Raw genomic sequence first — 23642 nt, 5'->3', positions numbered from 1 at the left:
CAAATATCTTTTACACAGTGGTAATAATCATGAAGTGGGATGGTATCAGTGAGTTTGTCTACGTGGCAGAATTTGAGAGCTTTACTAAAGCGGCGGCAAAGCTTGCTATCTCGACAGCGCAAGTGAGTCGGCAAGTCACTGCACTGGAGAAGCGGCTCAATACTAAGCTGCTGTATCGAACGACACGCAAAGTGTCGCTAACAGAAGAAGGGCGGGTGTTTTATCAGCATTGCCGCAGCATCCTTGATGGACTTGATGCCGCAGAGCAAGCGGTCAGTAATTTGCAGTCCAAACCGCAAGGTCGCATCAATCTGACAGCTCCTGTCACCTATGGGGAGCAGCAGCTATTGCCACTGATAAATGATTTTATGGTGCAATATAGTGATATCGAAGTGACGGCTTTTTTGAGCAATCAGAAGATTGATTTGATTGAAGGTGGTTATGATTTGGCAATACGTATCGGTAAGCTGAGCGACTCTACGATGATGGCAAAAAAACTCAGTCACCGTACCAACTTTGTCTGTGCATCGCCCGCTTATTTTGAGAAATATGGTCGCCCAAAAACCTTGGATGAACTCAGTCAACACAGCTGCTTATTGGGTACACTTGATTATTGGCATTTTAAAGAAGCAGATACAGAGCGCAATATACGCGTGAGCGGCAAGATACGTTATAACAGTGGTTATAGCTTGGTTGATGCCGCGCTAAAGGGGCTTGGCATCGTACAACTGCCAGATTATTATGTACAAAAACATCTAGCAACCGGTCGTTTAATGACGGTATTGGACGAATATAGAGAGCAAGAAGAAGGGATATGGGCAGTCTACCCGCACAATCGTCATTTATCGCCAAAAATTAGGCTGTTGGTAGACTATCTAGCAGATCATTTGGCTTAATAATTCGTTAAGGCATGTTGCAATGCGACTCTTTACTATGCACCGTTTATTACGCACAATGTAATGATGCACTATAAGGACTCGATGTTGCCAACCATCACTCATTGAACAAACGACCACCATAAAAAAGGAATTTCTATGCTTAAGATTATCTCTATTGCGGCCCTAGCTTTGGCTGTATCCTCTTGCGCCAGTGTTGAAAATATTTTAAATGCGCCTGATAAGATGCCATCAACGCCAGACACGATGACTGCTATCAATGCTAAAAAAGGTTTGGTTACGATGCAAAGTCCTCATTCTGTGCAAGATACCGCTGATAAGCTGGCAGCGATTATTGAAAGCAAAGGTATGAAGGTATTCGCACGCGTCGATCATCAAAAAAATGCACAAAGTGTCGATTTAACATTAAGACCAACACAGGTCATTATGTTTGGTAACCCAAAAGCGGGTACGCCATTGATGCACTGCGAGCAAAGCGCCGCCATCGACTTACCGCAAAAAATTCTCATCAGCGAAGATGCCGATAAAAAAGTATGGCTATCATATAATAATCCTGAGTATTTAAAAAATCGTCATAACATCAAAGGTTGTGATACCGAGATCGCTAACATCTCAAAAGCGCTCAACAGTGTTAGTAAGGCAGCTATTGCCAAGTAAATTTCTAGCAGAAAATTTAATAAATAAAAAGGTGGGTAGCCAAATCACAACCCACCTTTTTTCTATCTCTAGAATATTAACTCATTTATTAGCAATGCTCAGAGCGTGCTATTTGCTCATGCAACTCTACTTTTAATTTCTTTGCACATTCGATAATCTTTTTTCGACCGGCAGGTATAGCGCCATACTCAATCGCTATTTCACGCATTTGCACGGTGACATCGTAGTGCGGGTAACTGGCATGACGATGGAATAAGCGCGCATCCACTTCAATCAACGCAGCAAAATCATGCAGCTCTTGCAAGGTATCTGCCAGCAGATGGCACCACTTATAGCCTTTAAACTCTATCTGCATAAAATCGACGTATATCGCCATAGAGCTATCCCTTTATTTATTGCTTTAAAATAATTTAAGTACTTTTACTCTAGTGCATCTACCACACACAAATCAGTATAACCTTGGTAATTCCCTTACGTCTTTCTTTAGCTGCTTAAGTACTTGCTGGTACTCATTATTACTCATATCTATCGTGCTCAAACGCCCATAACGCAGCTGACGATAATCCTGTTTAATCTGCTCGATTTTCATTTGAGCCACTGTTAAAGCATTGCTGTCTACCAACTGACTAGGACTACTACTCTGAGTATTTGTCCCTGTGTTTGCTTCAGGTTTTGGACGAGCACTTGTATCAAGTGACATTGCCAAGCGTTCAAGCCATGCCAATTGCCCTTCACTCTCAAACCTAGCCAACGTTTTATTATTCTTGCCAATACGTTTTGATAGCTGTGCAAGTGGCAGATCTGCTGGATGCCAGCGCTTGCGGCGGCGTTGCCAAATGACAAAAACGAGAATTACCATGACGGTAATAGCACTCACTGCCAACCAAATAATTTGCTGCATCACTGAGCGGATGTTAAACCATTTGAGTAGTGAGTCCGCTTGCTTGTCCTGATCGTAACCAACGACGTCTTTTTGCCAATAGTAACTGGCTTGATCTGAGAGGCGGCGTAAGGTTTGTAGCATCTGATACTGCTGATAGCTGATTTGCGCGCTAGCCCCATCACCAAACATTGTAGCTCCCTGCAACTGCGTCAGCGCATCCATCCCCTGCTCGACCCGCTCAGGCGCAACAAATGCAGTCGGATCGACACGTACCCAGCCTTGACCCTCAAGCCAAACCTCCGTCCAAGCGTGTGCATCCTTCTGCCGCACCTCCCACACATTGCCACCGCGGCTTGGCTCGCCACCTTGATAGCCTGCCACGACGCGTGCTGGAATACCAGCAGCCCGCATCATAAAGGTAAAGCTGGAAGAATAATGCTCACAGAATCCCGCTTTGGTCTCAAATAAAAACTCATCAATACGATTATTATTCAAGCGTGGCGGCGATAGTGTATAGCGAAAGTCTGTTTTATGGATCCAGCGCTCAATAGCTGCCATATAGCGTAGAGGATCTGAGCCTGACTGGGCAAAAAGCTGCTGGGCTAATGCTCGTGCTTGTGGGTTGCCTTTATTAGGCAAGGCAAGATTTAGTCGTCGTGCCTCGTCAGTGAGTATAGGGTCAATCTGCATCGGCGTAAACTGTGCTACATCGTAGCGTAATTGCTGAGTAACAGGCTGGTCTTTTAACAGGGTAAAGTCTGAGGTGACACTGACATCTTGCTGCTGGGTAAACGGATAATCGAGTCCAAATAACCAGTTTTGTTGTGTGGGTTCTAAAATAACCTCATAGCTGGTAGGCGCAACTTTCACTTCATCGGGGATAGTAGCAAAGGCGTTCTCAATCCAAACAGGCATTTGCGGTCCAGGTCGCCATTGTTGTTGCTGAGGGCTTTGACGCCAAGTAATGCCATCAAAATCGCTAAATACCAAGCCTCGCCAATACAACTCCTGCTGCGGGGGTCTATTGTCTGTAAACTCTACGCGGAAAGCCAATTCGGTTGACTGACCTAAATTAGCAAAATCACCTGGCGACATACTATCAGAGACGCCTGTGGTCGCTTGCTGACCTGATAACTGTACTGACCATAGTGGGGGCAAACGCGGAAAGAATAGGAATAGCACCACCAATAATGGCAATGCTCCAATACCCAATACACCCAAGGTGCGCAGACGACCATCACCGCGACTATTCCCATCATCATTTAGCGCGATAAATGCCAGCAACACAACAATCGTGCCAACAATCACTTCTAAAGTCGTTATTAACCCTTGATCCATCAAAAACAACGCTGCAAGTACAAACAGTGAAAGATTCAACACCACATAAGCATCGCGCCGCTTGTAAAGCTCCCACAGTTTACTGATAAGGCAGAGCACTAAAAATGCCACGCCCATATCCAGTCCAAATGCAGTATTGTAGGTCAGCCATAGACCGACAAGACCCAGCAAGAAACCGAGCATTTGCATGCCTTGATAGACGCGTTTTAAATATGCTATTTTTTTAAAACGCACTTTGATGCGTGGCAATTGGGCAATAATACTGACGACAGCAAAACCCATTAGCCATAATGGTAAGTGTGCCGCATGAGGTAAGATAACAATGACTTGGGCAATTAATACCCAATAATAGGCTGGTAGCGCTAAAAAATTGCGATACCATTTTCTAGCGTAACCGTGGTCAACACTAGCGCGGGTGCTTTGACCCGTTGCCAATTGCTCAAAAATGGCTGTCTCTGTAGAATTTTTAGTAAGAAAATCGATCGATACATTTTCAATGTCATTTGAGGAAGATCGTTTAGAATTGTTCATGGCGCTTTTGCCAATCTTAGTAAGCAAGCTTGTGCAAAGCTGTCGCCCTCGCCCGTCATTACCGCAGAGGAAAATTCAGACGGTGCCTCATTTGGTAAACACATATTAAACGGCACACCCAATTTCCCTAGTGTGAGCGCCCCGTGAGCCAGTTGTGCCAGCTTCTGTTCATGCTGCGCAGCTGGCATATCGGCATAATCCAAGGTTTGCTCGTGACCAACAGGATCGGCAAAATGCTTGGTAAGCATACCCTGACCGCGTGCCACATGTCCCCAAGAAACTCGTGCCAGTGACTCTCCTTCGATATAGACATCTAGCCGCTCAAAGTCATCTTGACCTTGCCGATATTGCCCGCCTATAGGTAAATCCTCCAAACTGGCAACTGCATACTGCGCTTGCCAATCGAATACTTCAGGTTTTGGATAGACCCAAGCAGTACGGGCAAAATAAACATAGGACCATGCCCGCATGATACCCAAAGGGTAAACCGTTTTTATTTTTAACCGTGGTAATTCAAACTGCCCACGATTCTGCGTCGGTACAGGCAAGCGAATAATTTGCTCGTTTTGCAGTCGTGCCACCAGTATTGACTGTTTATTATCAGCGTTATGTTTAATTTTTTTGCTGATGTTTTTATCTTTCTTGCTATTAGCCCTGTCATCAGTCTGCTCAAAGCTAAATAACAACTGCCGTCTTGGTTGACGGCTCTCACTGCGCAGCTGCAAAGTTACCCAAACAGGCGCACCCGCTTCTGCCATAGTCACCTCAAGCAAACGTACTTGCAGGCCTGAAATGTGCGCAAAGGTTACATGAAAGCTGATCAGCCAAACGCTAATCAAATAAAAACATAAACCTAATACTAAGTTATTGCCATAGTTAATACCGGCAATAAAAGTAATGATCAGCAGTACCGCAAATAGCATGCCTTCCCGGCTAAAAAATATATAGACATTACGCAAATTGAGCTTGGCGCTGTCACTTTTGGGCGCACGCGAGGCGAACCAACGGCTTAATGCTGAAGTGGCTGGTACGGTGAAAGCTTTTGGCAAAAGGCTCATGGCTACCCTATCATTACCATAAAATTGACAATATCATTGATATTCAGAGAAAGCGTTCGATACCAATATGTTGAATAATTACTTAGAGAATCACCTTCAGTGTTAAATGATTTTAGATGAGCATTTATCGAATCATAAACATTTAAACAATAACTGCTACTTCTAACAAAATACGTTGAGAAATGGTCGGGGTAGCTTGCCCGCCAGTGACATGGGCTGGCACAAAACGCTGACCCAAACGATGGTCGGTGACTGCAGCAAATACCGCTTGAATATCTTCAGGCGTGACCTCCATATGTCCTGATACATAGGCGTAAGCCTGCGCGGCGCGCTGTAGTGACAATAAACCGCGCGGCGACAGCCCATGATACTCTTGGCTTGCTCGCGTCTTTGCGACCAGACGCTGAAGATAATCCAAGACCACATCTGCGATGTATACCTGCTTAACCCCTTGCTGCGCCAATAACACCGCTTCTGTATCAAGCACCGCATTCAAACTGTTTAAAAGCTCGCGGCGATCTTGACCTTTTAATAATGCCCGCTCTGCTGCAGCTGATGGATAACCAAGCGATAAGCACAATAAAAATCGATCTAGCTGCGACTCAGGAAGCGGGTAAACACCTGCTTGCTGCAAAGGGTTTTGAGTGGCTATCACAAAAAATGGCCTGGGTAAGGGATAACTTTGCCCATCTTGTGTCACTTGCCGCTCCTCCATCGCTTCAAGTAAAGCGCTCTGGGTTTTGGGACTTGAGCGATTGATCTCATCAGCGAGCAGCAGCTGGGTAAAGATAGGACCTGCTCGAAACTCAAATTGGCGCTTATTTTGATCATAGATACTCATGCCCAATATATCGGCAGGCAGCATATCATTGGTGAACTGCACACGGCTAAAGCTCAAGCCTAATAACTGAGCTAAACCTTGTGCCAAAGTCGTCTTACCCATACCCGGCAAGTCTTGTAGCAATAAATGACCGCCTGCTAAAATACCACTAAGCGCAAGCTTAACTACTTGCGATTTATCCAATACGATTTGATTCAATTGCGCCATTAACTGAGCAATTTTTTGCTGATTATGGCTATAATCAGCAGCACTAGGCACCGTTTGAGGACGCGTTTCTGATATCAGCTGATGTTTCGATGAAAGGGGCATATTAGTGGCTGCGTTAAGGCGATTATGGGTTTAATTTATGAGGAAAACAAAAGGTATCAGGTAAGGGTTATTTGTCATTTTCAACACTTGGGGCAGCTGCGCGAAGGGTAGACAAGTAGGCAATCACATCAGCGCGCTCTTTAGAATCTGGCATCGGGTCTGATAGCATTTTCGAATCTGGCATGGCTTTTTCAGCATCCGCAATATAAGTATCAAGCGTTTGAGCATCCCATACCCAACCCGAGGCTTTAAGTCCTTCACTATAAGTATAATCTGCAAGTTCCGCTGCCGGCGCGCCATAAATATTCATCAGCTGTGGGCCTTTTTTATTGAGACCGGGGTTTAACTGATGACACTGACCACAAGCATCTTGATATATGAGTGCACCATTATCGGCATCGCCTTCAATATAAAGCGGTAGCGTGACAGTAGGACGATAATCAGGCGGCGTTTTCTCACAAGCACTTAGTAGCAAAGCAGCAACAAGCATACCGACCAGTTGATATTTATTGACTATAGACATGGTGTCATCTTTAATTAATAGGTATTGATGTCGATGAGTCTACATCAAACATTCTATAATGCAAAGGTTGATAGACATCGATAGCCGTCTGTAGACCATAAATGCAGAGTATCTATATAGTATTTATGAATATAAAATAAGACTTAACTCTCATTAGAGACTTTGATACTGTTACTCGGCATTTCTAAATAATTGCCTTGTAGGTAGCGTGCGCCGACACTCCATGCAACAGACATGGTTGCAGCATCTTCAATATAAGGCATCAATACATCAACATTAATCTCATTGGTACGTACGATAATTGATTTGACCGTTTCTAAATTGTCAGTGGCATCAATCCCTTCGACATAATTATGGGCTAAACGTACCACATTAGGATGAACAAAATTGGCAAGCTCCACAGATTTTATGGATGAGCCAAAATTATTGATACTAAGCTGGCAGTTTACCTGACTGAGTGCGGTGAATTGAGATTTCGCTACTGTTAAGTAATCTGAGATGTCTTTTTCATTGAACTGTAGTGTCAAGGCCCCAGCTTTACCACCGATGGCATTGATGAGCTGGCTTGCAACACTGGGCAGTTTTTTATCGATTAAGGACGCACTGGTTAGCTGTACCAGTAACCGCGCCTCTGGATGGGTTTTACGCACTTCATTGATTCTCTTACAGGCATTAATCAATACCCAGCGGTCTATTTTTTCTAATAATTGATGAGATTTTGCAACCGCCATAAACTGTTCTGGCGTCAATACGGTATTCTCAGCATCTGCTAGCGGCAGCCGCAGGAATACTTCAAAGAAGTCACTACGGTCATTATTGATGTCATATATAGGCTGGAACAATAACTCAAAGCGATTATTGGTAATGGCATCGACCAAGGATTCTGCTAGCGCATGATCGTCACTATTGGCGTGCTCACTTGCATCATATAGATGATAACGGCCGCCATGATTGGAGGTCTCAATCATGATTTGATTGATGGCATCCATGGCGCGCTCAAGCAACACTCTAGGCTCAGGCGTATTTTTTTCAATTTTAACAATCGCAGTACTTGCTGTCGTATTGGTTGTGCGCTTATCCACTTCAATAAGCATCTTACTGATACTCATGCCAATCTGTTCAGCCAGCTTTTCAAGCGCAGCTGTCGTCTGATTTTCGACCAAAATAGTGAATGCTGTATCACTAAAGCGGCTGACATGACCATCGACTACCAGCTCATCTAAGGTATTAGCGACTTGTTTCACCGTGCTATCAATACCTTGCAGACCTAAACTGCTTCTAATTTTTCCGACATTATCGAGTTGCACATAAAAAAGCGCCGCCGTTAAAGCCCCTTTTCTTGCCTGCTCATATGCTGCCGCCAGCTGCTCTTCAAAGCTATGGCGATTATCAATGCCCGTTAAGCTGTCTTTACGCTCAGCTTCAGCCAAACGTTTGGCGACCTCAATGCTATTGCTATTATTTTGTTGAATAATAATCTGGGTGACCGGCTCACCATCTAGTGTCGCTATTGCCAATTGTAGTTTTGCTTCAAACGTACTGCCATCCTTACGTCTACTCTCAAAATTAAACTCAACGTCTTTACGGTTCCCTTTGTCGAACTGACGTAAAAACTGTTTAACAGCTTTAACATTATCACCGCCTGCAATCAAATCAATCACAGGTATACCGATAATATCGTTCATTGCCTCAAAACCAAATAACTGCAGATACGGATCATTGGCAAAGATATGAATACCTTGATCAATGTATGCGACTGCACTTTTTGAGTTTTTAATCAATACGTTTGCGCGCTGTTCTGCCTCAGAGAGCACAGACTGCAATGTCTTAAGCTGTTGGCGACTGTGCAAGTTTTCGTGCAATAAGCGAATAGCCATGATGACTGCCATTTCTTGCTCTACATAGAGTGCCTTAACCATCGTACCATTCATGATAGACGGTAAGCCTTCGTCATTGTGAGCGTTGGCTACCGTGTTTTTACTTATCAAACAAACCGATGGTAAGTCAATATCTTGCTCTTGAATGATAGCAACCACGTCGGTGAAATTCATATCATACGCTTGACCAAAAACCAACACATCCCATGATTGACGCAATGATTTTAGCAACTCATCTTTATCGTCCAAAAAACCTAAATTCACGCTGTCATAGTATGAACCGAGCAAGTCTACAAGGCGCTCAGCATAAAGCTGATCAGCATCGATAACCAATAAGTTCAAGAGAGACTGAGTACGCATAGAAAGCCTTTTTAATCTTAAAAAATAATATGAATCGCCGCTGAGCTGTCGTCAAATATATAAAAGATAGCAGAATATTAAGAAACAGCGTCGTAGTTATTGTTGTCATTATAAACAATAATTTAGCCGACTGTTGCTTAACTTATCATGGTAATTGTTAAATAATTCGACATAGCAATTTTATATGACACGAGTAACTAGGTCTTTAGAGGTCCGGCTTTTATGTAGATTAACGTCATTAACCCTGCACCCCCTCATATTGGCTAAATTCATCAGTCACCATTAGACTACGACCCAAGCGCAAAGATTTCTGTTGGTCGTTAATACGCATGATAACCTTATCATCTGTTTGAAAATGAGAGGTCGGCAATAATAGACTATAAGACGTTTGTAGGTGTTCATCTGCTCCGATGACAAACGCTGGCACAAAATGCTGACTGCGATTCTGTCTATCTTGTAGACAAATTCCACAGGCGATTATCTTATGACCAAGGATTTGCCACTCAAGCTCGGGTTTTGCGCTATCCAAATTAAGCCAACGCACCACTCCCATAGACCATTTAGGCTCGGTAGCCTTATCTTTGTGGCACAATAAAAAAAGGCTCATTATTTGTAAAGGTGGTGCGATGGAAATGAGATCATCAATTTTATCAATTGTCTCAGATGAATCTAGAAACAAGCGTAGGGTACGAAAGTGTGACAACTGATTATTACCCTCAAATATTTCCGCCCTTAATTCTTTATGGGTAGCATTATTTTTTGGTAAGGTATCATAACGCGGCTGCTGATACTCGGGCAGGTTTTTAAATGCTATTAAACTTCTAAAAGCTTCACCGTTACTGATGCGGTAATGTATCTCATTAAAACCCGATATTATCGTCGCCGTCTGCTTTGTATTGTGATCAATAGGAGGCATGCGCTTTGGTTTAATATAACGATATCTTATCGCCATTGAAACGGTATTAATCAGAAAATATTCAACCCCTCTTCGATCAGTATCGATTAAGGTTTTTATACGCGATTGTAAATACGTCACTAAAGGTTCAAGCTCTATAAATAAGCAGGTGTGATGAGCATCATATGGGTTGATAGTAGATAATGCAGTTAAGTAAGTAGGTGGCTCTTTACTCTGTAGATTGACGAACACTCGCGTTGCTGTGCGCGGCTCTATGCTAGCAATTATATGTGCACTCCACGCTGGCAGCAGACGCTGTAGCAGTAGGATATGAGGTCGACGCAGTGCACGTACATTTAGCAACTCATGCAAGCATATTTGGCAATATAAGTGATGGATAGTATCACCTTGCTGCGCTGGAATGTAAGCACTCAGCACGATATGTGAGGCTCGCTGCTGGCATGCGTTAAGATATAAGTTATTTACATTGGCCCATATATAGGCTGGCGACTTTTGATAGCAAAAGCCATCTTCAAATAGCAGTTTTTGATACATCAGTAGCGTTTGGTAAGTGGCAATCGCCAAGGTAACAGGAGATGATTTTTCACTGGTAAAATAGCGCTGCAACAGATTACTTGAAGGTGCTTGCTGCTTATCCTTTAAAAGGGTAATTTCGCGGCGTATCACGCCGTCATAGGTCATAATCAATGAATAGTACAGCGACTTAACCCGAGCAACATAGCCAAGCTGAGCTTCATTGAGCGCCCCTGTCTCATAAATGTACTGTTGGCGTAGCGCCGCAATTAGCTGACTGGCGGCATTAGTGACAATCTTAATCAATCTTAAACGCTGCCTATCATCAGTAGGAATCAGGCGCAATTCTGTTAATACTTTTTCTATTTGTTCGACTTGCTGGGCCTCTGTTTGCGCTGGCAATAGTGCCGCCCATTTATGCAAGTGCGGCTCATTGCTACTCTTAAACTTATTGCAAGCTTCTAAAAAAGGGGGTTCAGCCGCTAAATACGCTTGAAACGTCGATAAATTTACCATTACCATCCTTAGTAATTGCGTAAGTTATCCATGAGTGTAGAAGGATATATTCTTAAAAAAGAATATTGCTATCATACCTAACCATTCTTCTATATATGTTGCTTATTTATAATTTTCTCAAATCTATTTCTTGTTATGTATTTGCCAAAATAAAAACCCTATCATAGTGCACAATTTACTTATTGTTGTAAACATTAATTGGTACCTTGAAAGGTTCGTTTGGCAATTCTCTGACCAGTTTGGGTACTAGGTAACCCGGTAATTTAGCCAATAGCGACCAATAAAGCTCAATGGCAAATTTCTCATCACTGTCAAAATGAGCCGCGCCCGCTACTTTATCTAGTACATGTAGATAATAGGGCAACACGCCCGCTGCAAATAAACGCTGACTCAATGCCGTTTGCGCACTAACGCTGTCATTGATACCTTTTAAAAGTACCGCTTGATTTAATAAAGTAATTCCTGCAGCACGAGCGCGCTGCAAATACTCTGCTGTCAACGCATCAATCTCATTAGCATGATTACCATGAATGACCATAACGATTTGACAGCGGCTTTGTGCCAAACGCTCTAATAGCGCATCATCAAGCCTTGCTGGAATCACGAGCGGCAGACGGGTATGTACACGAATGGTTGTCAATTGCCCAATCGCCTCCAAAGTATCTAGCCAAGAAAATAGACGTCTATTGGTCACATTTAATGGATCACCGCCACTTAAGATAACTTCATTAACCTCAGGATGGGCGCTGATATAATCGATAATATCCTGTTTTGCGCTGGCAGTTGGCATATTGGCACTATAGTCAAAATGCTGACGAAAGCAGTAACGACAATGAATCGCGCAAGCACCAGTAATGGTTAATAGCAGTCTTGATTGATATTTATGCAGCACGCCTTTAACAGGATTATGCGCATTTTCGGCTAGTGGGTCAGCCACATAGCCCGCCACTGCCATTTGCTCTTTATGATTGGGTAGTATCTGCCTTAACAAAGGATCATCACGATCACCAACGGTCATTTTTGCCACAAAGGCACGCGGTACTCGCAGCTCAAAATGCTTAGGCACGTAGACCTCTGAGCGCAGAGATTGTAGCTCTAATATCTCAAGCAGCTCATCAATAGAGGTAATGGCTTCGGATAATTGCGTTTGCCAGTTTTTTTGTGTGATTAAATGGTTTATCATGACAACCTAATACCTGTGCCCAAAAGCCGATATTATACGCTGTTAGGGCGTCGCCTATCAAAGCAAACGTCCTATCGTTTATGTACCAGAATGGCTCATATCTTTTAGCACGGTAAATCTGGCACTCCATTTTCACTAAAAATATTTACCATCCTTTTTTTCAACCCTTTTTCTAAACCCTTAGGAGTCTTCCGTGGCAAGTTTTTCTACCAATGAATTTAAATCTGGTCTCAAAGTCATGCTCGATGGCAACCCTTGTGCCATTCTTGAAAACGAGTTTGTCAAACCAGGTAAAGGACAGGCCTTTAACCGTGTTAAATTGCGCAATCTTCGTAGTGGTAAAGTATTGGAACAAACCTTTAAGTCAGGCGATAGCTTAGAAGCTGCTGATGTCATGGACACTGAAATGAACTATCTCTATAACGATGGTGAATTTTGGCATTTCATGCATCCTGAGAGTTTTGAGCAGATTCAAGCGGACAAAACAGCGATGAGCGATTCAATAAAGTGGTTAAAAGAAAACAGCAATGCACTATGTACCATCACTTTATTCAACGGTGCTCCTCTTTCAGTAACACCGCCAAACTTCGTTGAATTGCAAATCACTGAAACCGATCCGGGTGTACGTGGTGATACCTCAGGCGGCGGCGGCAAGCCTGCAACGTTAGAGACTGGCGCTGTGGTACGTGTACCATTATTTGTGCAGCAAGGTGAGGTAGTACGTGTAGATACTCGTACTGGCGATTATCAAACGCGCGTTAGCTAAAGCTATTAATAGATAGCTCTAGTCTGTCTGTAAAAACAAAAAGCTTAACCGCTCAGAGAGAGGTTAAGCTTTTTTAATGGCTAGCAAATAAGTCATGAATAATAAAGGGTGGAATTAGACTGCCAGTTATTGTTCTAATGATTGCTTATGCATCAACCAATATTGAACCAACGCATTCAGCTGCTCTTGTTTGAAAGGCTTGGTACAATAATCCTGCATACCCACATCAAGGTATTTTTTACGCTCGCCATCCATTGCATTGGCAGTCAACGCAATAATAGGCGGTAAGTCTTGGGGCGCATACAGCTCATGAAGTTTGATGGTTGCCTGTACCCCATCCATAATCGGCATGTGATGATCCATCAAAATCACATCATAACGCTCAGGATATAAGGCAAATATCTCGATAGCTTGTTGCCCGTCATTGACGTGAGTGACCGTATGACCACCATTATTAAGGGCTTTTTTGGCAATCATCGCGTTCACACTGTCATCCTCAACCAACAGAATATGACCGACCAGCTCATCACTCGGTAACGTTATTGTGAATTCATTGTCCGTTTGCCATATCTCATAATCTTCTGCAGCAATACACGGTAGCGGCAATAATACTCTAAAGGTCGTACCATTGCCGACTACGCTATCTACTTCAATATAGCCACCCATTAGCTCCACTAGAGACTTACAAACAGACAATCCAAGTCCGGTACCACCATAAAGCCTGTGGGTATATTTATTTGCTTGATCATAAGCATCAAATATTGCCTCTAATGATTCAGACTTAATACCGACGCCCGTATCCGTAACCTCAATACATAAAGTCATTTCTTGATGAATCGTTGTACTATTTTTATCATCAATAGCAAAATCTAAACGACTATCATTACTTCCTTTAGCGTGATCGCAATCCTTATTATCTAGACAAGGATTGTCTTGCATATGTTTAACATCAATCGTTACACGCCCGCCTTCACGGGTAAATTTAATCGCATTATTGACCAAATTTACCATGACCTGCTTAAGACGTACGGGATCCCCTTTAACATAAGGCGATAGTGACTCGGTATAGTGATAGTCTAAAACTAAGCCACGTTGGCGAGCTTTGATAGCAAATAAGCTGACAACCTCATTACAGAGACTAGATAGATTCATCGGGATAGAATCGATAGTCATTTTACCGGCTTCGACTTTTGATAAGTCTAAAATACCATTGATAATCGCGAGCAAATGCTCATTTGATACTTTTATATTCTCGATATATTCTCTTTGTTCAACGCTCAGCATGGTGTCACTGAGCATCTCAACCATACCGATGATACCATTCATCGGTGTGCGTATCTCATGACTCATATTGGCCAAAAACGCTGACTTCATCTCATTGGCATATTTGGCATTACGCTGCTGCTCTTGTAGCTTTAAAGCGTCGGCTGCCATCGTCGCAAATTGGGCTAGTATATTGGCTTTTTCATCACTGAAATCATGATGAGGCTCTATATCCATCAGACATAAAGAGCCAAAACGGTACTGTTTGCCATCTTCATGCATAATGATAGGAGCGCCAGCATAAAAGCGTAGGTTAGGCCATTGGGCGACAAATGGATAAGTATTGAAGCGCTCATCATTTGCCAAATCAGCTACCACAAAAATACTATCAGACAATATAGTATAATTACAAATAGCCACATTACGTGTCGTGGTACATACCTCGTCAAGACCAATACCAGATTTTAGGTACTGAGTTTCCTCATCTATAAAAGTAATCGCAACCATCGGCACATTAAAAAACAGTTTCGCAAGCTCAGTCAGACGTGCAAAAGAAGACTCTTGATTGGTATTAAATACCTGATATTTTTTGAGCCTATTGATACGCTCCGCGTCATCTTCTGCGATAGGGTAATCAAAGTCTGGTACGTTGGATATAGACAAGGTGGACTCCATAAATTCATATCAGAGGCTTGGTTTAACAGCCGCCTGCTTAAGCAATAATTGTAATGCCTCACTCACCATAAGCATGGCAACCACTGAGGTGACGACGACCGCTGAGCCATAACCACCACAGTGCAAACCACCTGTTTGACAGCTCTTGTCTACGCGCGGTGGTTCTGTCGAATAAACACACTTGATACCGAATTTCTCTTTTAGGGCACTATTGATGCCCTTTTCATGACGCAATTTATTACGTAATTTGGCCAATAACGGATCTTGATAGGTGTCTCGTAAATCGCCGACTCTGATCTGACTGGGGTCTATTTTACCACCTGCCCCGCCAGCACAGACCAATTTTAGTTTGTTAAAGCGGCAATGCAAAGCAATGGCAAGCTTGGCATCCATATCATCGATACAGTCTAAAATCACAATCGGAGCGGTTTGTGCCGCCGTTTTTGCTTCTTCACGACTGGGCAGCAATGTTGCGACATTTTCAGTGGTCAAAAAATCATCAACCAAATGCAACGTAGCTTTTGGATTGATTTCACGAATACGTGCTGCCATCGCCTCAATTTTACTTTGCCCAAAGGTACTATCTAAAGCGGGCAGCTGCCGATTGACATTGGATGCTACCAATATATCTAAATCAATTAATGTAATAGTACCAACAGCCGTACGCGCCAAAGCCTCTGCTACCCAGGAACCGACACCGCCTACCCCAATAACATAAACATGCGCAGCAGAAAATGTATCTACCGCAGCATTACCATACAGTGTCTGAGTACCTTTAAAACGGCGCTCATACTGCTCGGCATCTCTATCTCTATCTCTATCAGGTGTCTCTAATATTTCAGATACAAACATTTGCTCTTCGATAGGCTTTGGTTGGATAATATCTGACTGCATCTGTGTGTCTTCATTCATAACGATGTGGAAACTCTTTCAAAAATTTTATTGTTAAACCATCTATATATTGATTAGTATGCGCTAAAAACTTCAAAGCGTATAAGACCACTTAGTTTGCAAAGCATTACAACTGTTGAGCCACAATTGCTGAGCGAGGATAGCCGCAGGAACATTTAGTAATTCGCTCAAGCTATGTAGTACGTAAAGCAAATTAGCAGGAACATTCCTACTATGCATAGATGTATCATGCCATTCGCTATTTTTATCTCGTCCAAGCACAGATGCGTTATTAGATGACGCATCTTCTAAATTATTATCTAGCGTCTGGCCTAGGATAGGCATCATATCGGGGCAATCTGTCTCGATAACCAAACAGTCAATACCATAACTCTCAACCGCAGCTTGAATGGCAAGGCGCAGTTTTTTCGCATTGGGATTGGTTATTTGCCCAGTCACGCCAAGCTTAAACCCTAATTTCGCAAAGGCTTTGGCTTCTTGTACACCGCCACTAAAACTATGGGCAATGCCGCCAAGCTTATGCGCGTCATAATTATGCGCTTTTAGTAAAGCCAGTGCTTCGGCATGTGCTTTACGAATATGCAGCATAACAGGTAGCTGATGTGCCACTGCCATATCTAACTGCGCAATAAAAAACCGCTGCTGTTTGGCAAACGTTTCAGGCTGCTTCATGGCATCGGTAAAAGTATCTAAACCTATTTCACCAATGGCCAATGGACGCTGTTCATTTAGTATTTGCGCCATTTCTTCCAAATGGGCTTCTGTATGCTGCTCAATATAAAAAGGATGTAAACCTAGTGCAATATGTACTTTAGGAAAACGGTTTCTTTGGTTCAAACAATTTTTTTTATCCAACTGACAAAGATCATTTATCTGCTGCTGATTCTCATAAAGCCGTGCAAAATATCGGTGCAAGTAGCCAACCAAAACTAAATGGCGCACACCTTTATCATAGGCAAATTGCGCCTGCTCACCTCTATCCTTATCAAACACAGGAGCATCAAAATGCGTATGAGTATCAATTAAAGGAAAAATCTTCGTTCTTACTTTATTATTGATAGCTGATGTATCAATCCCCGTCATCAAGAAACTCCAAAATTCATCATTGCTATGATAAGTCAGCTTTCCCATTAACTATTTTCTAAAGAATCATTTTACTCACTATCTATACTTTTAGCTTTTTCTATAGGGTCATAATTTTCAGGCACTGGTTTGTGCGCCTTTTGACTACTGCGTCTTGGTATCAGTACCAATGCAATACCCACTACGCTTAATGCCAGCCACTTTTTTTTATTATTAGTGCTTGTCATTATAGTTACCTTTTAAAATTAACTGACGAATAGTACTTAGCCGATATTTGATAAATACGGCTTTATAGGTGACCTTTATCTATTTTAACAAATATATCGTACTATCAGCAAAAGCGTGACATATCTATGTTATCTGTTTTTATTATACGCGTATAGCCAAGGCATATGTTTATCTATTATATGGATACGCAAACTAAAGTACGGTGTATGTATCATACACCGTACTTTTAAGTATAGTAAAACTTTGAGAGAGAGATATGAAAGCAGAGTTTGGTAAGCGCTAAAAGCCTAGATAATTTATTAGCAAACAGCCATAAAAGCGCTTAACGATTTAAGGGATAAGTTGTGATACCTGTGCTTGGACTATCAACACGAGTAAAACCTTTGGAAGTTGTTTTTGGCTTTTGATCCCGTTTAGGAATCAAAGGATTGAGTGGCATAAGCTCATAATCAGCACTAATATCACCATTCCAACCTTCGGTACCGCTTAATGGCAGCTGTTTAATCGTACCGTTTTTATCAATAACCAGTTGAAGGACGCGCATCTGATTGTATTTACGCTCTGTCACGCTTGCTACTGCACCGCCATCACGGAGGATAGTCGGCTGTAAAAATATGATTAAATTGCTTTTTTGGCTATTGTCATTGTCCGAGCGGAACAGTCTACCGATAAGGGGTACATTACTCAAACCTGGCACTTTTTGTTGGCGCGTAGTGGAGTTGTCACGCATCAAGCCACCTAAGGCAATGGTCTGCTGATCATCTGCCAAAATGGTGGTATTAATCAGGCTTTTATTGGTGATAAGACCGCTGGCATTCCCAGCACTACCCGGTACGACTGAAGAAACTTCCTGTGATACCTCTAAACGTACGGTGCCGTTTGCACCAATATGCGGGATGACGTTTAGATTGATACCAATATCTTGGCGATCAATCGTTTGAAAGGGGTTCGTCGAAGAGTCACTACCCGTCGTGTAGGAGCCTGTCACAAACGGTACGTTTTGACCCACTAAAATACTGGCTTTTTCATTGTCCAAGGTCAAAATCGATGGCATAGATAGCAGATTGGCGCTGGTAGAAGAATCAAGCGCTTGCAAGATAGCACCATAGAACTGCGCATTGCCTTTGCTGTCTTTACTACTACTGCCAATACCTAACAAAGCACCAGCAATGGATCCTGCTGCCGCGCTTATACCTGTACCACCTGACAAAGCAGCAGCAGCAAGCGAAACTGCACTTGCGCCCACGTTATTAAAGTTCACCACGCCATAACCGCTATTGGCATTACCCAGTGCCCACTGAACCCCAAGCTGCGTTGCATCATCGCCCGACACTTCAACAATAGCTGCTTGAATCAATACTTGCGAGCGGCGGCTGTCTAACTGATTGACAGCGTCTTCGATCTCAAACATCAGCTCAGGTGCTGCATTAACAATGACGGCGTTTTGAGTTTCATCAGCGATAATACTAAAAGGTCGACCACCGATACCGATACTTGTACCCGCTGAACTATTATTCGGTAAAGGCGTAGCAGCAGTACCACCGATACTATTGCTACCTACCTTACTATTAGCGCCACCAGTTAGCGACGATCCTGTAGCAGCGGCATCATTCAATGATGCTGACTCTAATGTTGAAGAACCGCCAGAGCTATTGATGGATTGGCTGGCAAGGAGACCGCGCAGCATTTCAGCAATATGACCGGCACTGGCATATTTTAGGCGGAAAACACGCAGACCACTTAAGCGCCTTGAAGGCGTTGTGTCCAATTGATTGACCATCTCTTGAACCTTGGCAATCATCTCAGGACTGCCTTTAACCAACAGTCTATCGCTCGCCGTGTCGGCGATAACCTTTAGCTGATTGTTGCCAGTTGCCTGACCGCTACCAGCACTCGCTACCAGCGCGCTAATCAACTCCATCATACGCTCGGCATCGACATGACGTAGTGGTATGACTTGTAAGCTGTCATTCACATTACTGTCTAAATCACGGATAAGCGCTGTCAGCTGATTTAGGCTATCAGCACGATCGGACAGCACTAAGGCATTGACTCCAGGCACAGCAGCAGCATGTGCAGACGGTGGCATGAGCGGACGGATAACGCCCAAGACTTCTGCTGCCTGGGTATTCGTCAGATAAATCACCCGCGTTGCCAAGGTTTCACCGACGCTCTCACCACGTAAATCAACAGCAACACCGGTTTGTTTGGCGACGTTATCTGGCACCAGTTTAATCGTTGTTCCTGAATCGATAGCAGCGATACCGTTGACTTGCATCACACTCAAAAACAGCTGATAAATCTCATCACGCGACAAAGGCTTATTGGAGATCACAGTCACATTACCGTTGATGCGCGGATCAAGAACGAAGTTTTGATTGGTAATCGTCGCCACTTCATTGATAAAGGCTTTGATATCAGCATCTTGCAAATTGACCTTCCAGCTTTCAGCACTCACCAGCCCAGTACTAGCCGCCCATAGTGGTATGGCCAAGCAAAGAGGACGGCACAATCGCATCAAACGCTGCAAAATATGATGCAAAGGTGTGACTGAAAAATTATAAGAACTGACCATATTGATGATTACCTACAGTGATGGCGCTTGGTATGTACTGAATTCAACGTATGTTGAATATAATGGTTACTGGATTTGATAAGTCCTGATTCTTTAATGCTTTTGATAAGTCATAATTTTAATTGATACTAAGTTATGTTGGCCATCATATCGCTAATAATATCAACCAACAAATATTTATTTTGAAGAATCATTTTTGTCACTTATATATGCTAAAACTGCTGCCGAATCGTAATAACTTGATCGCCACGTTGTACTTCTATCTGTGCTTCCCCTGATTGCTTCACTTGTTGTAATACGCGAGCATCCTGAGCAGGATTACTACCGACGCTTTGCCCGTTGACTTTCAGTACTCGATCACCAGATTCAAGTCCCAAGCGATTGCGTATATTAGCAGGCATCGCTGCTGTGACTTGATAGTTATCGCCTCCTGCCATTACACCCATTCTACTTAAATAACTGGCAGGGTTTTCTTGTAATTCAGTCACTGCTTCGTCAATTGCAGATTTGGGCGCGCTGTCGCTAGGTGCTTCGGCAGCCGGTTGATTACCAGTATTGCTTAGGTCAGGCACAGGCGCATTAGGTAGCATATTGCCATCTTGCAAGCGCTGATTACTGACCCCGCCTGAGATCATCGCACTTTGATCAAGTGGCATGGCTTCTGGCATACGAATCACCGTTTCCTTGTCAATAGCATCAGCGATAATAATCTCGTTCCAAGCAACCGCAACCAACGTGTAATCGCTGTCTTTTAAGGTGTCACCAATTCGGTAGTTTTTGACTTCACCATTAACATCTAAAAGTGCCGAAGACAAACTCTCTGGAATGGCCAGCAATACACCCTTTAGCACAATATTAGGCGGCGGCTGCACTACAGCAGCGATAGGATCAGGGTCGGCAAAAATAGCAAATAGACTACTATAATCTGGAGCGGATAAAACGTTATCCTGTAAAGGTACCAGTGGTAATGCAGGCGCTAACGGTGGCGCAAGCAGTAGCCATAAGAGTCGCGCTGCCGTCCAGCTTAACCAAGTGATTGATAATAATAGCAGCCAAACGGCAAAGCGGTTAAAAATATTTAGCACAGGTTTTAAGCTTGTAGGGAGCGTCATCATCTAGCGTGCCCCTAGCCCATTTAACAGTGGTTGACGCACACTAACCACAGGCGTATCTTGCGGCGCTTTCCCCTTGTATTCAGGCATACTCTCGAGCAGACGCTGGGTCAAGCTGACATCCAACATATTATCGCCATCAAGATACAAGTCGCCTAAACGCTTGTCTTGATTGTTGACAAGATTGATATGCAGCAGATTTTTATTATTTTTTTGCTCGGTGCTCAGCTCAGCACGCAGAGCAGGTATGGTGAGATAAAATATTTTGCCGCCGCTAGGATAGCCAAGCTCGCCGCCAATCCATGTCAGCTGACCTGACGCTTGACGAAAGCCCGACGTGTTTCTATTAGAGTCACTGTTTGAGTCACTATCGTTTGAACCAGACTGACGTTTGAGCGAGATATTATTAAGCTGAATTGGCGTATTTGGTAATTGCCAATCGACAACCCGAGTCAAAGTCTCAGGCGCAATTTTACCGCTCATGTCTTTTACTTCCCAAGAATTTGCGCCTATTTTTACCTGCCCACTGAGGCGAGTTTGCTCTGATGAAATATCAATTTTCGCACCAAACTTACCCAATAATAAATGCCACGGCTGCCACGACCATTCAGCCGCCCCGATCAATGGCGTCGCTGACAGAGGTATCTGCCAAATCGCAGCGCCCTGCCATACGTTACCGGACACATGCTGTATATAAGGCGTCTCTGGTGCATATTTTTCAAGTAGCCATGCTGCCGGCATTTGCAAAACAGCAAATAGCGCGAACAAGACAAGCCCAATCAACCACCACAGCTTACGGGGATGCTTATGAGACGAGGCAGATACTTGGGGCACGATAGCATAACTCTTATATCAGGTAAAAACGTCATTATCATAGCAAACAATAGCATACAGATGACAGCAAAAAAGCCAGTATCTTTTTACCACTATTTTGGTAAAAAGATACTGGCTTTTATCTGCCTATAAAGGTTCAATCTACTCGTTAATCAAACAGAACTTTATAGACAGAGCGTTCGTTGCTAAATATAACAGCGACTATCCAATAGAAAATTAAATAGCAAAATCTTCAAGACGACGACCTGCGGCTAATGCCTCTACTAACCATGTTGGTTTACGTCCACGACCAGTCCATGTTTCTTCGTCATTGTCGGTATTACGGTATTTAATGCTACGCTTCTTTTCTAGTTTTTCGCCCGCTTGTAAAATCTCCTCGATGCTGGCATTGCTTTCTTCAGCGATTTTTTCAAACTGCGTATAAGCATCATACAAGCGCTGGTGTTGCTTTTGAGCAATAAGCTGCTGTGCATTTTCAGTAATAGCACGTAGCTCATCAACATTTAAGCTGTTTAAATCAATAACATTACTTTTGTTCATAGTATTTTCCACATTAAAATAAAGGGTATAAATAAATAGCATTTATACTAAAAATAGATTTATCAAGAATTACTAAATACAGTAATTATTAAATAATAAATCTTTCGAATATTGATAAAAATTTGATTGTCTACTGATAAATATCGTGTGAATGCTTAAAATTATAAGCAACGCTAATATAAACAAAAATACTGACAATAACAATGACTTATCATTATTTTCTACTAAAATCAGTAAATGACAGTTAATTCGATGACAATCAATGATATTAAATAAATAGCTTTATTTATTAATCTTTCTTTAAATAGTCTCCGTAATGATTAAGACTGTATAGCTATTATGAGGCATCATTGATGCACAGGTTCTGTTGGCATATCGGTTTTAAAATGACTTAATTATATAAATGACTCCTTACACTTTCATAATCTGTACATACTAAAAAGCCTTGCATTAGCAAGGCTCCATCTAACTTAATCAACATTACTTAATCATGTATTCCTCAAAACGGAATGTCATCGTCTACAGGGCCATCTGGCATCGCTGTAGGCTTCGACTGCGCTGGTGCTTGAGTCGGTTTATTAAATTGATTCTGCTGAGCGGGCGCATTCTGATTGTTAAAGCTATTTTGATGACCACCCTGTGACGCACTGCCGCCTTGATTATAACCGCCTTGTTGAGCGGGCTGATTGCCTCCTTGCTGACCATAGTCGTTCTGGCCACCTTGGTTACTAAATCCGCCACCCTGATTACCATAGCCACCTTGGTTGCTTTGACCACCTTGATTATTGCTACCAAAGCCACCACCAGCATCATTACTACCACCTGTCGAGCCATCTAGCATTTGCATTTGTTCAGCACGAATTTCAGTGATATAACGGTCTTGTCCATTGGGATCTTGATATTTACGGGTACGTAAGCTGCCTTCGATATATACCTTACTGCCTTTACGAAGATACTGCGCAGCGATTTCGCCCAAGCGATTGAATAGTGAGATACGATGCCATTCCGTTGCTTCTCTTTTTTCACCGCTTTGCTTGTCTGTCCACTGCTCTGATGTCGCAACCGAAATATTGGTCACGCTACCGCCGTTATTGAATTGACGTGCCTCAGGGTCTGCACCGAGGTTACCGATGATGATAACTTTATTAACACCGCGCATGATATCGTCCTTTTACTTATGAATAATTTTATTACCAGCTTTAATCGAGTCTTTAATATAAAGCCTCAATCTTAGCAGTAATATACTTTTACTT

The 23642-nt window shown here is 42.8% G+C and carries 20 protein-coding genes; 3 read left to right on the top strand and 17 right to left on the bottom strand.

Translation table 11 applies throughout. The annotated features are described in order from the left end of the window. Positions 1-29: 29 nt before the first annotated feature. Positions 30-896, top strand: a complete 867-nt coding sequence (locus H0262_RS03920; protein WP_181209758.1) for a LysR family transcriptional regulator — start codon at positions 30-32, stop codon at positions 894-896. A gap of 138 nt (positions 897-1034) precedes the next feature. Then, on the top strand, positions 1035-1553 hold the full coding sequence (locus H0262_RS03915; protein ID WP_181209757.1) for a DUF302 domain-containing protein: 519 nt from the start codon (positions 1035-1037) through the stop codon (positions 1551-1553). An 88-nt stretch (positions 1554-1641) separates the two neighbouring features. On the opposite strand, the gene H0262_RS03910 is transcribed toward H0262_RS03915, so the two are convergent. The 8 genes from H0262_RS03910 to epmB all read right to left on the bottom strand — a co-directional run bounded on the left by H0262_RS03910 (position 1642) and on the right by epmB (position 12401). Next, entirely contained in the window at positions 1642-1929 is a 288-nt protein-coding gene (locus tag H0262_RS03910) for a DUF4031 domain-containing protein (RefSeq protein WP_181209756.1), read from the bottom strand. A 72-nt stretch (positions 1930-2001) separates the two neighbouring features. Next, positions 2002-4305: a DUF3488 and transglutaminase-like domain-containing protein gene (locus tag H0262_RS03905; RefSeq protein WP_181209755.1), complete on the bottom strand. Its 2304-nt coding sequence runs from the start codon at positions 4303-4305 to the stop codon at positions 2002-2004. Further along, positions 4302-5363: a hypothetical protein gene (locus H0262_RS03900; protein ID WP_181209754.1), complete on the bottom strand. Its 1062-nt coding sequence runs from the start codon at positions 5361-5363 to the stop codon at positions 4302-4304. Before H0262_RS03900 ends, H0262_RS03905 begins: the two co-directional genes overlap by 4 nt. Positions 5364-5505: 142 nt before the next feature. Further along, the gene (locus tag H0262_RS03895; RefSeq protein ID WP_181209753.1) at positions 5506-6513 is read right to left on the bottom strand and encodes a MoxR family ATPase; all 1008 of its coding nucleotides are present in this window, start codon (positions 6511-6513) and stop codon (positions 5506-5508) included. Between the two features lie 67 nt (positions 6514-6580). Continuing rightward, a complete protein-coding gene (locus tag H0262_RS03890) occupies positions 6581-7036 on the bottom strand; it encodes a cytochrome c family protein (RefSeq protein ID WP_181209752.1) in 456 nt (151 codons plus the stop codon). 143 nt (positions 7037-7179) lie between these two features. Beyond that, positions 7180-9273: an EAL domain-containing protein gene (locus H0262_RS03885; protein ID WP_181209751.1), complete on the bottom strand. Its 2094-nt coding sequence runs from the start codon at positions 9271-9273 to the stop codon at positions 7180-7182. A gap of 238 nt (positions 9274-9511) precedes the next feature. Beyond that, the gene (locus H0262_RS03880) at positions 9512-11218 is read right to left on the bottom strand and encodes a hypothetical protein (protein WP_181209750.1); all 1707 of its coding nucleotides are present in this window, start codon (positions 11216-11218) and stop codon (positions 9512-9514) included. Positions 11219-11393: 175 nt separating this feature from the next. Further along, complete coding sequence (epmB, locus tag H0262_RS03875) at positions 11394-12401, bottom strand: EF-P beta-lysylation protein EpmB (protein ID WP_181209749.1); 1008 nt, start codon at positions 12399-12401, stop codon at positions 11394-11396. A gap of 193 nt (positions 12402-12594) precedes the next feature. Between epmB and efp the strand changes: the two genes are divergently transcribed. Beyond that, positions 12595-13167 carry an elongation factor P gene (gene efp, locus H0262_RS03870; RefSeq protein ID WP_011514270.1) on the top strand — a complete coding sequence of 191 codons (573 nt, stop codon included), beginning with the start codon at positions 12595-12597 and terminating at the stop codon, positions 13165-13167. Positions 13168-13293: 126 nt separating this feature from the next. On the opposite strand, the gene H0262_RS03865 is transcribed toward efp, so the two are convergent. From H0262_RS03865 to ssb, 9 genes are all read right to left on the bottom strand, one after another. After that, a complete protein-coding gene (locus H0262_RS03865) occupies positions 13294-15093 on the bottom strand; it encodes a GAF domain-containing hybrid sensor histidine kinase/response regulator (protein WP_259275392.1) in 1800 nt (599 codons plus the stop codon). Between the two features lie 21 nt (positions 15094-15114). Continuing rightward, a complete protein-coding gene (locus H0262_RS03860; protein WP_259275391.1) occupies positions 15115-16017 on the bottom strand; it encodes a tRNA threonylcarbamoyladenosine dehydratase in 903 nt (300 codons plus the stop codon). A 72-nt stretch (positions 16018-16089) separates the two neighbouring features. Then, on the bottom strand, positions 16090-17100 hold the full coding sequence (locus H0262_RS03855) for a TatD family hydrolase (protein WP_181209868.1): 1011 nt from the start codon (positions 17098-17100) through the stop codon (positions 16090-16092). A 71-nt stretch (positions 17101-17171) separates the two neighbouring features. Continuing rightward, positions 17172-17327, bottom strand: coding sequence for a hypothetical protein (locus H0262_RS03850; RefSeq protein ID WP_181209747.1), 156 nt, complete (start codon positions 17325-17327; stop codon positions 17172-17174). 323 nt (positions 17328-17650) lie between these two features. Further along, positions 17651-19903 carry a type II secretion system secretin GspD gene (gene gspD / locus H0262_RS03845; protein ID WP_181209746.1) on the bottom strand — a complete coding sequence of 751 codons (2253 nt, stop codon included), beginning with the start codon at positions 19901-19903 and terminating at the stop codon, positions 17651-17653. A gap of 212 nt (positions 19904-20115) precedes the next feature. After that, the gene (locus tag H0262_RS03840; RefSeq protein WP_181209745.1) at positions 20116-21018 is read right to left on the bottom strand and encodes a type II secretion system protein N; all 903 of its coding nucleotides are present in this window, start codon (positions 21016-21018) and stop codon (positions 20116-20118) included. Continuing rightward, positions 21019-21849, bottom strand: coding sequence for a type II secretion system protein N (gene gspN, locus H0262_RS03835; RefSeq protein ID WP_181209744.1), 831 nt, complete (start codon positions 21847-21849; stop codon positions 21019-21021). A gap of 216 nt (positions 21850-22065) precedes the next feature. Beyond that, positions 22066-22389, bottom strand: coding sequence for an H-NS family nucleoid-associated regulatory protein (locus H0262_RS03830; RefSeq protein ID WP_020444129.1), 324 nt, complete (start codon positions 22387-22389; stop codon positions 22066-22068). Positions 22390-22888: 499 nt separating this feature from the next. After that, positions 22889-23548, bottom strand: coding sequence for a single-stranded DNA-binding protein (gene ssb, locus H0262_RS03825; RefSeq protein WP_011514278.1), 660 nt, complete (start codon positions 23546-23548; stop codon positions 22889-22891). Positions 23549-23642: the final 94 nt, after the last annotated feature.

This window comes from Psychrobacter sp. D2 (genome assembly GCF_013608135.1).
GTDB lineage: Bacteria > Pseudomonadota > Gammaproteobacteria > Pseudomonadales > Moraxellaceae > Psychrobacter > Psychrobacter cryohalolentis.
Note: the sequence above shows the minus strand (reverse complement) of the source record. Positions and strands in the feature narration are given on the sequence as shown.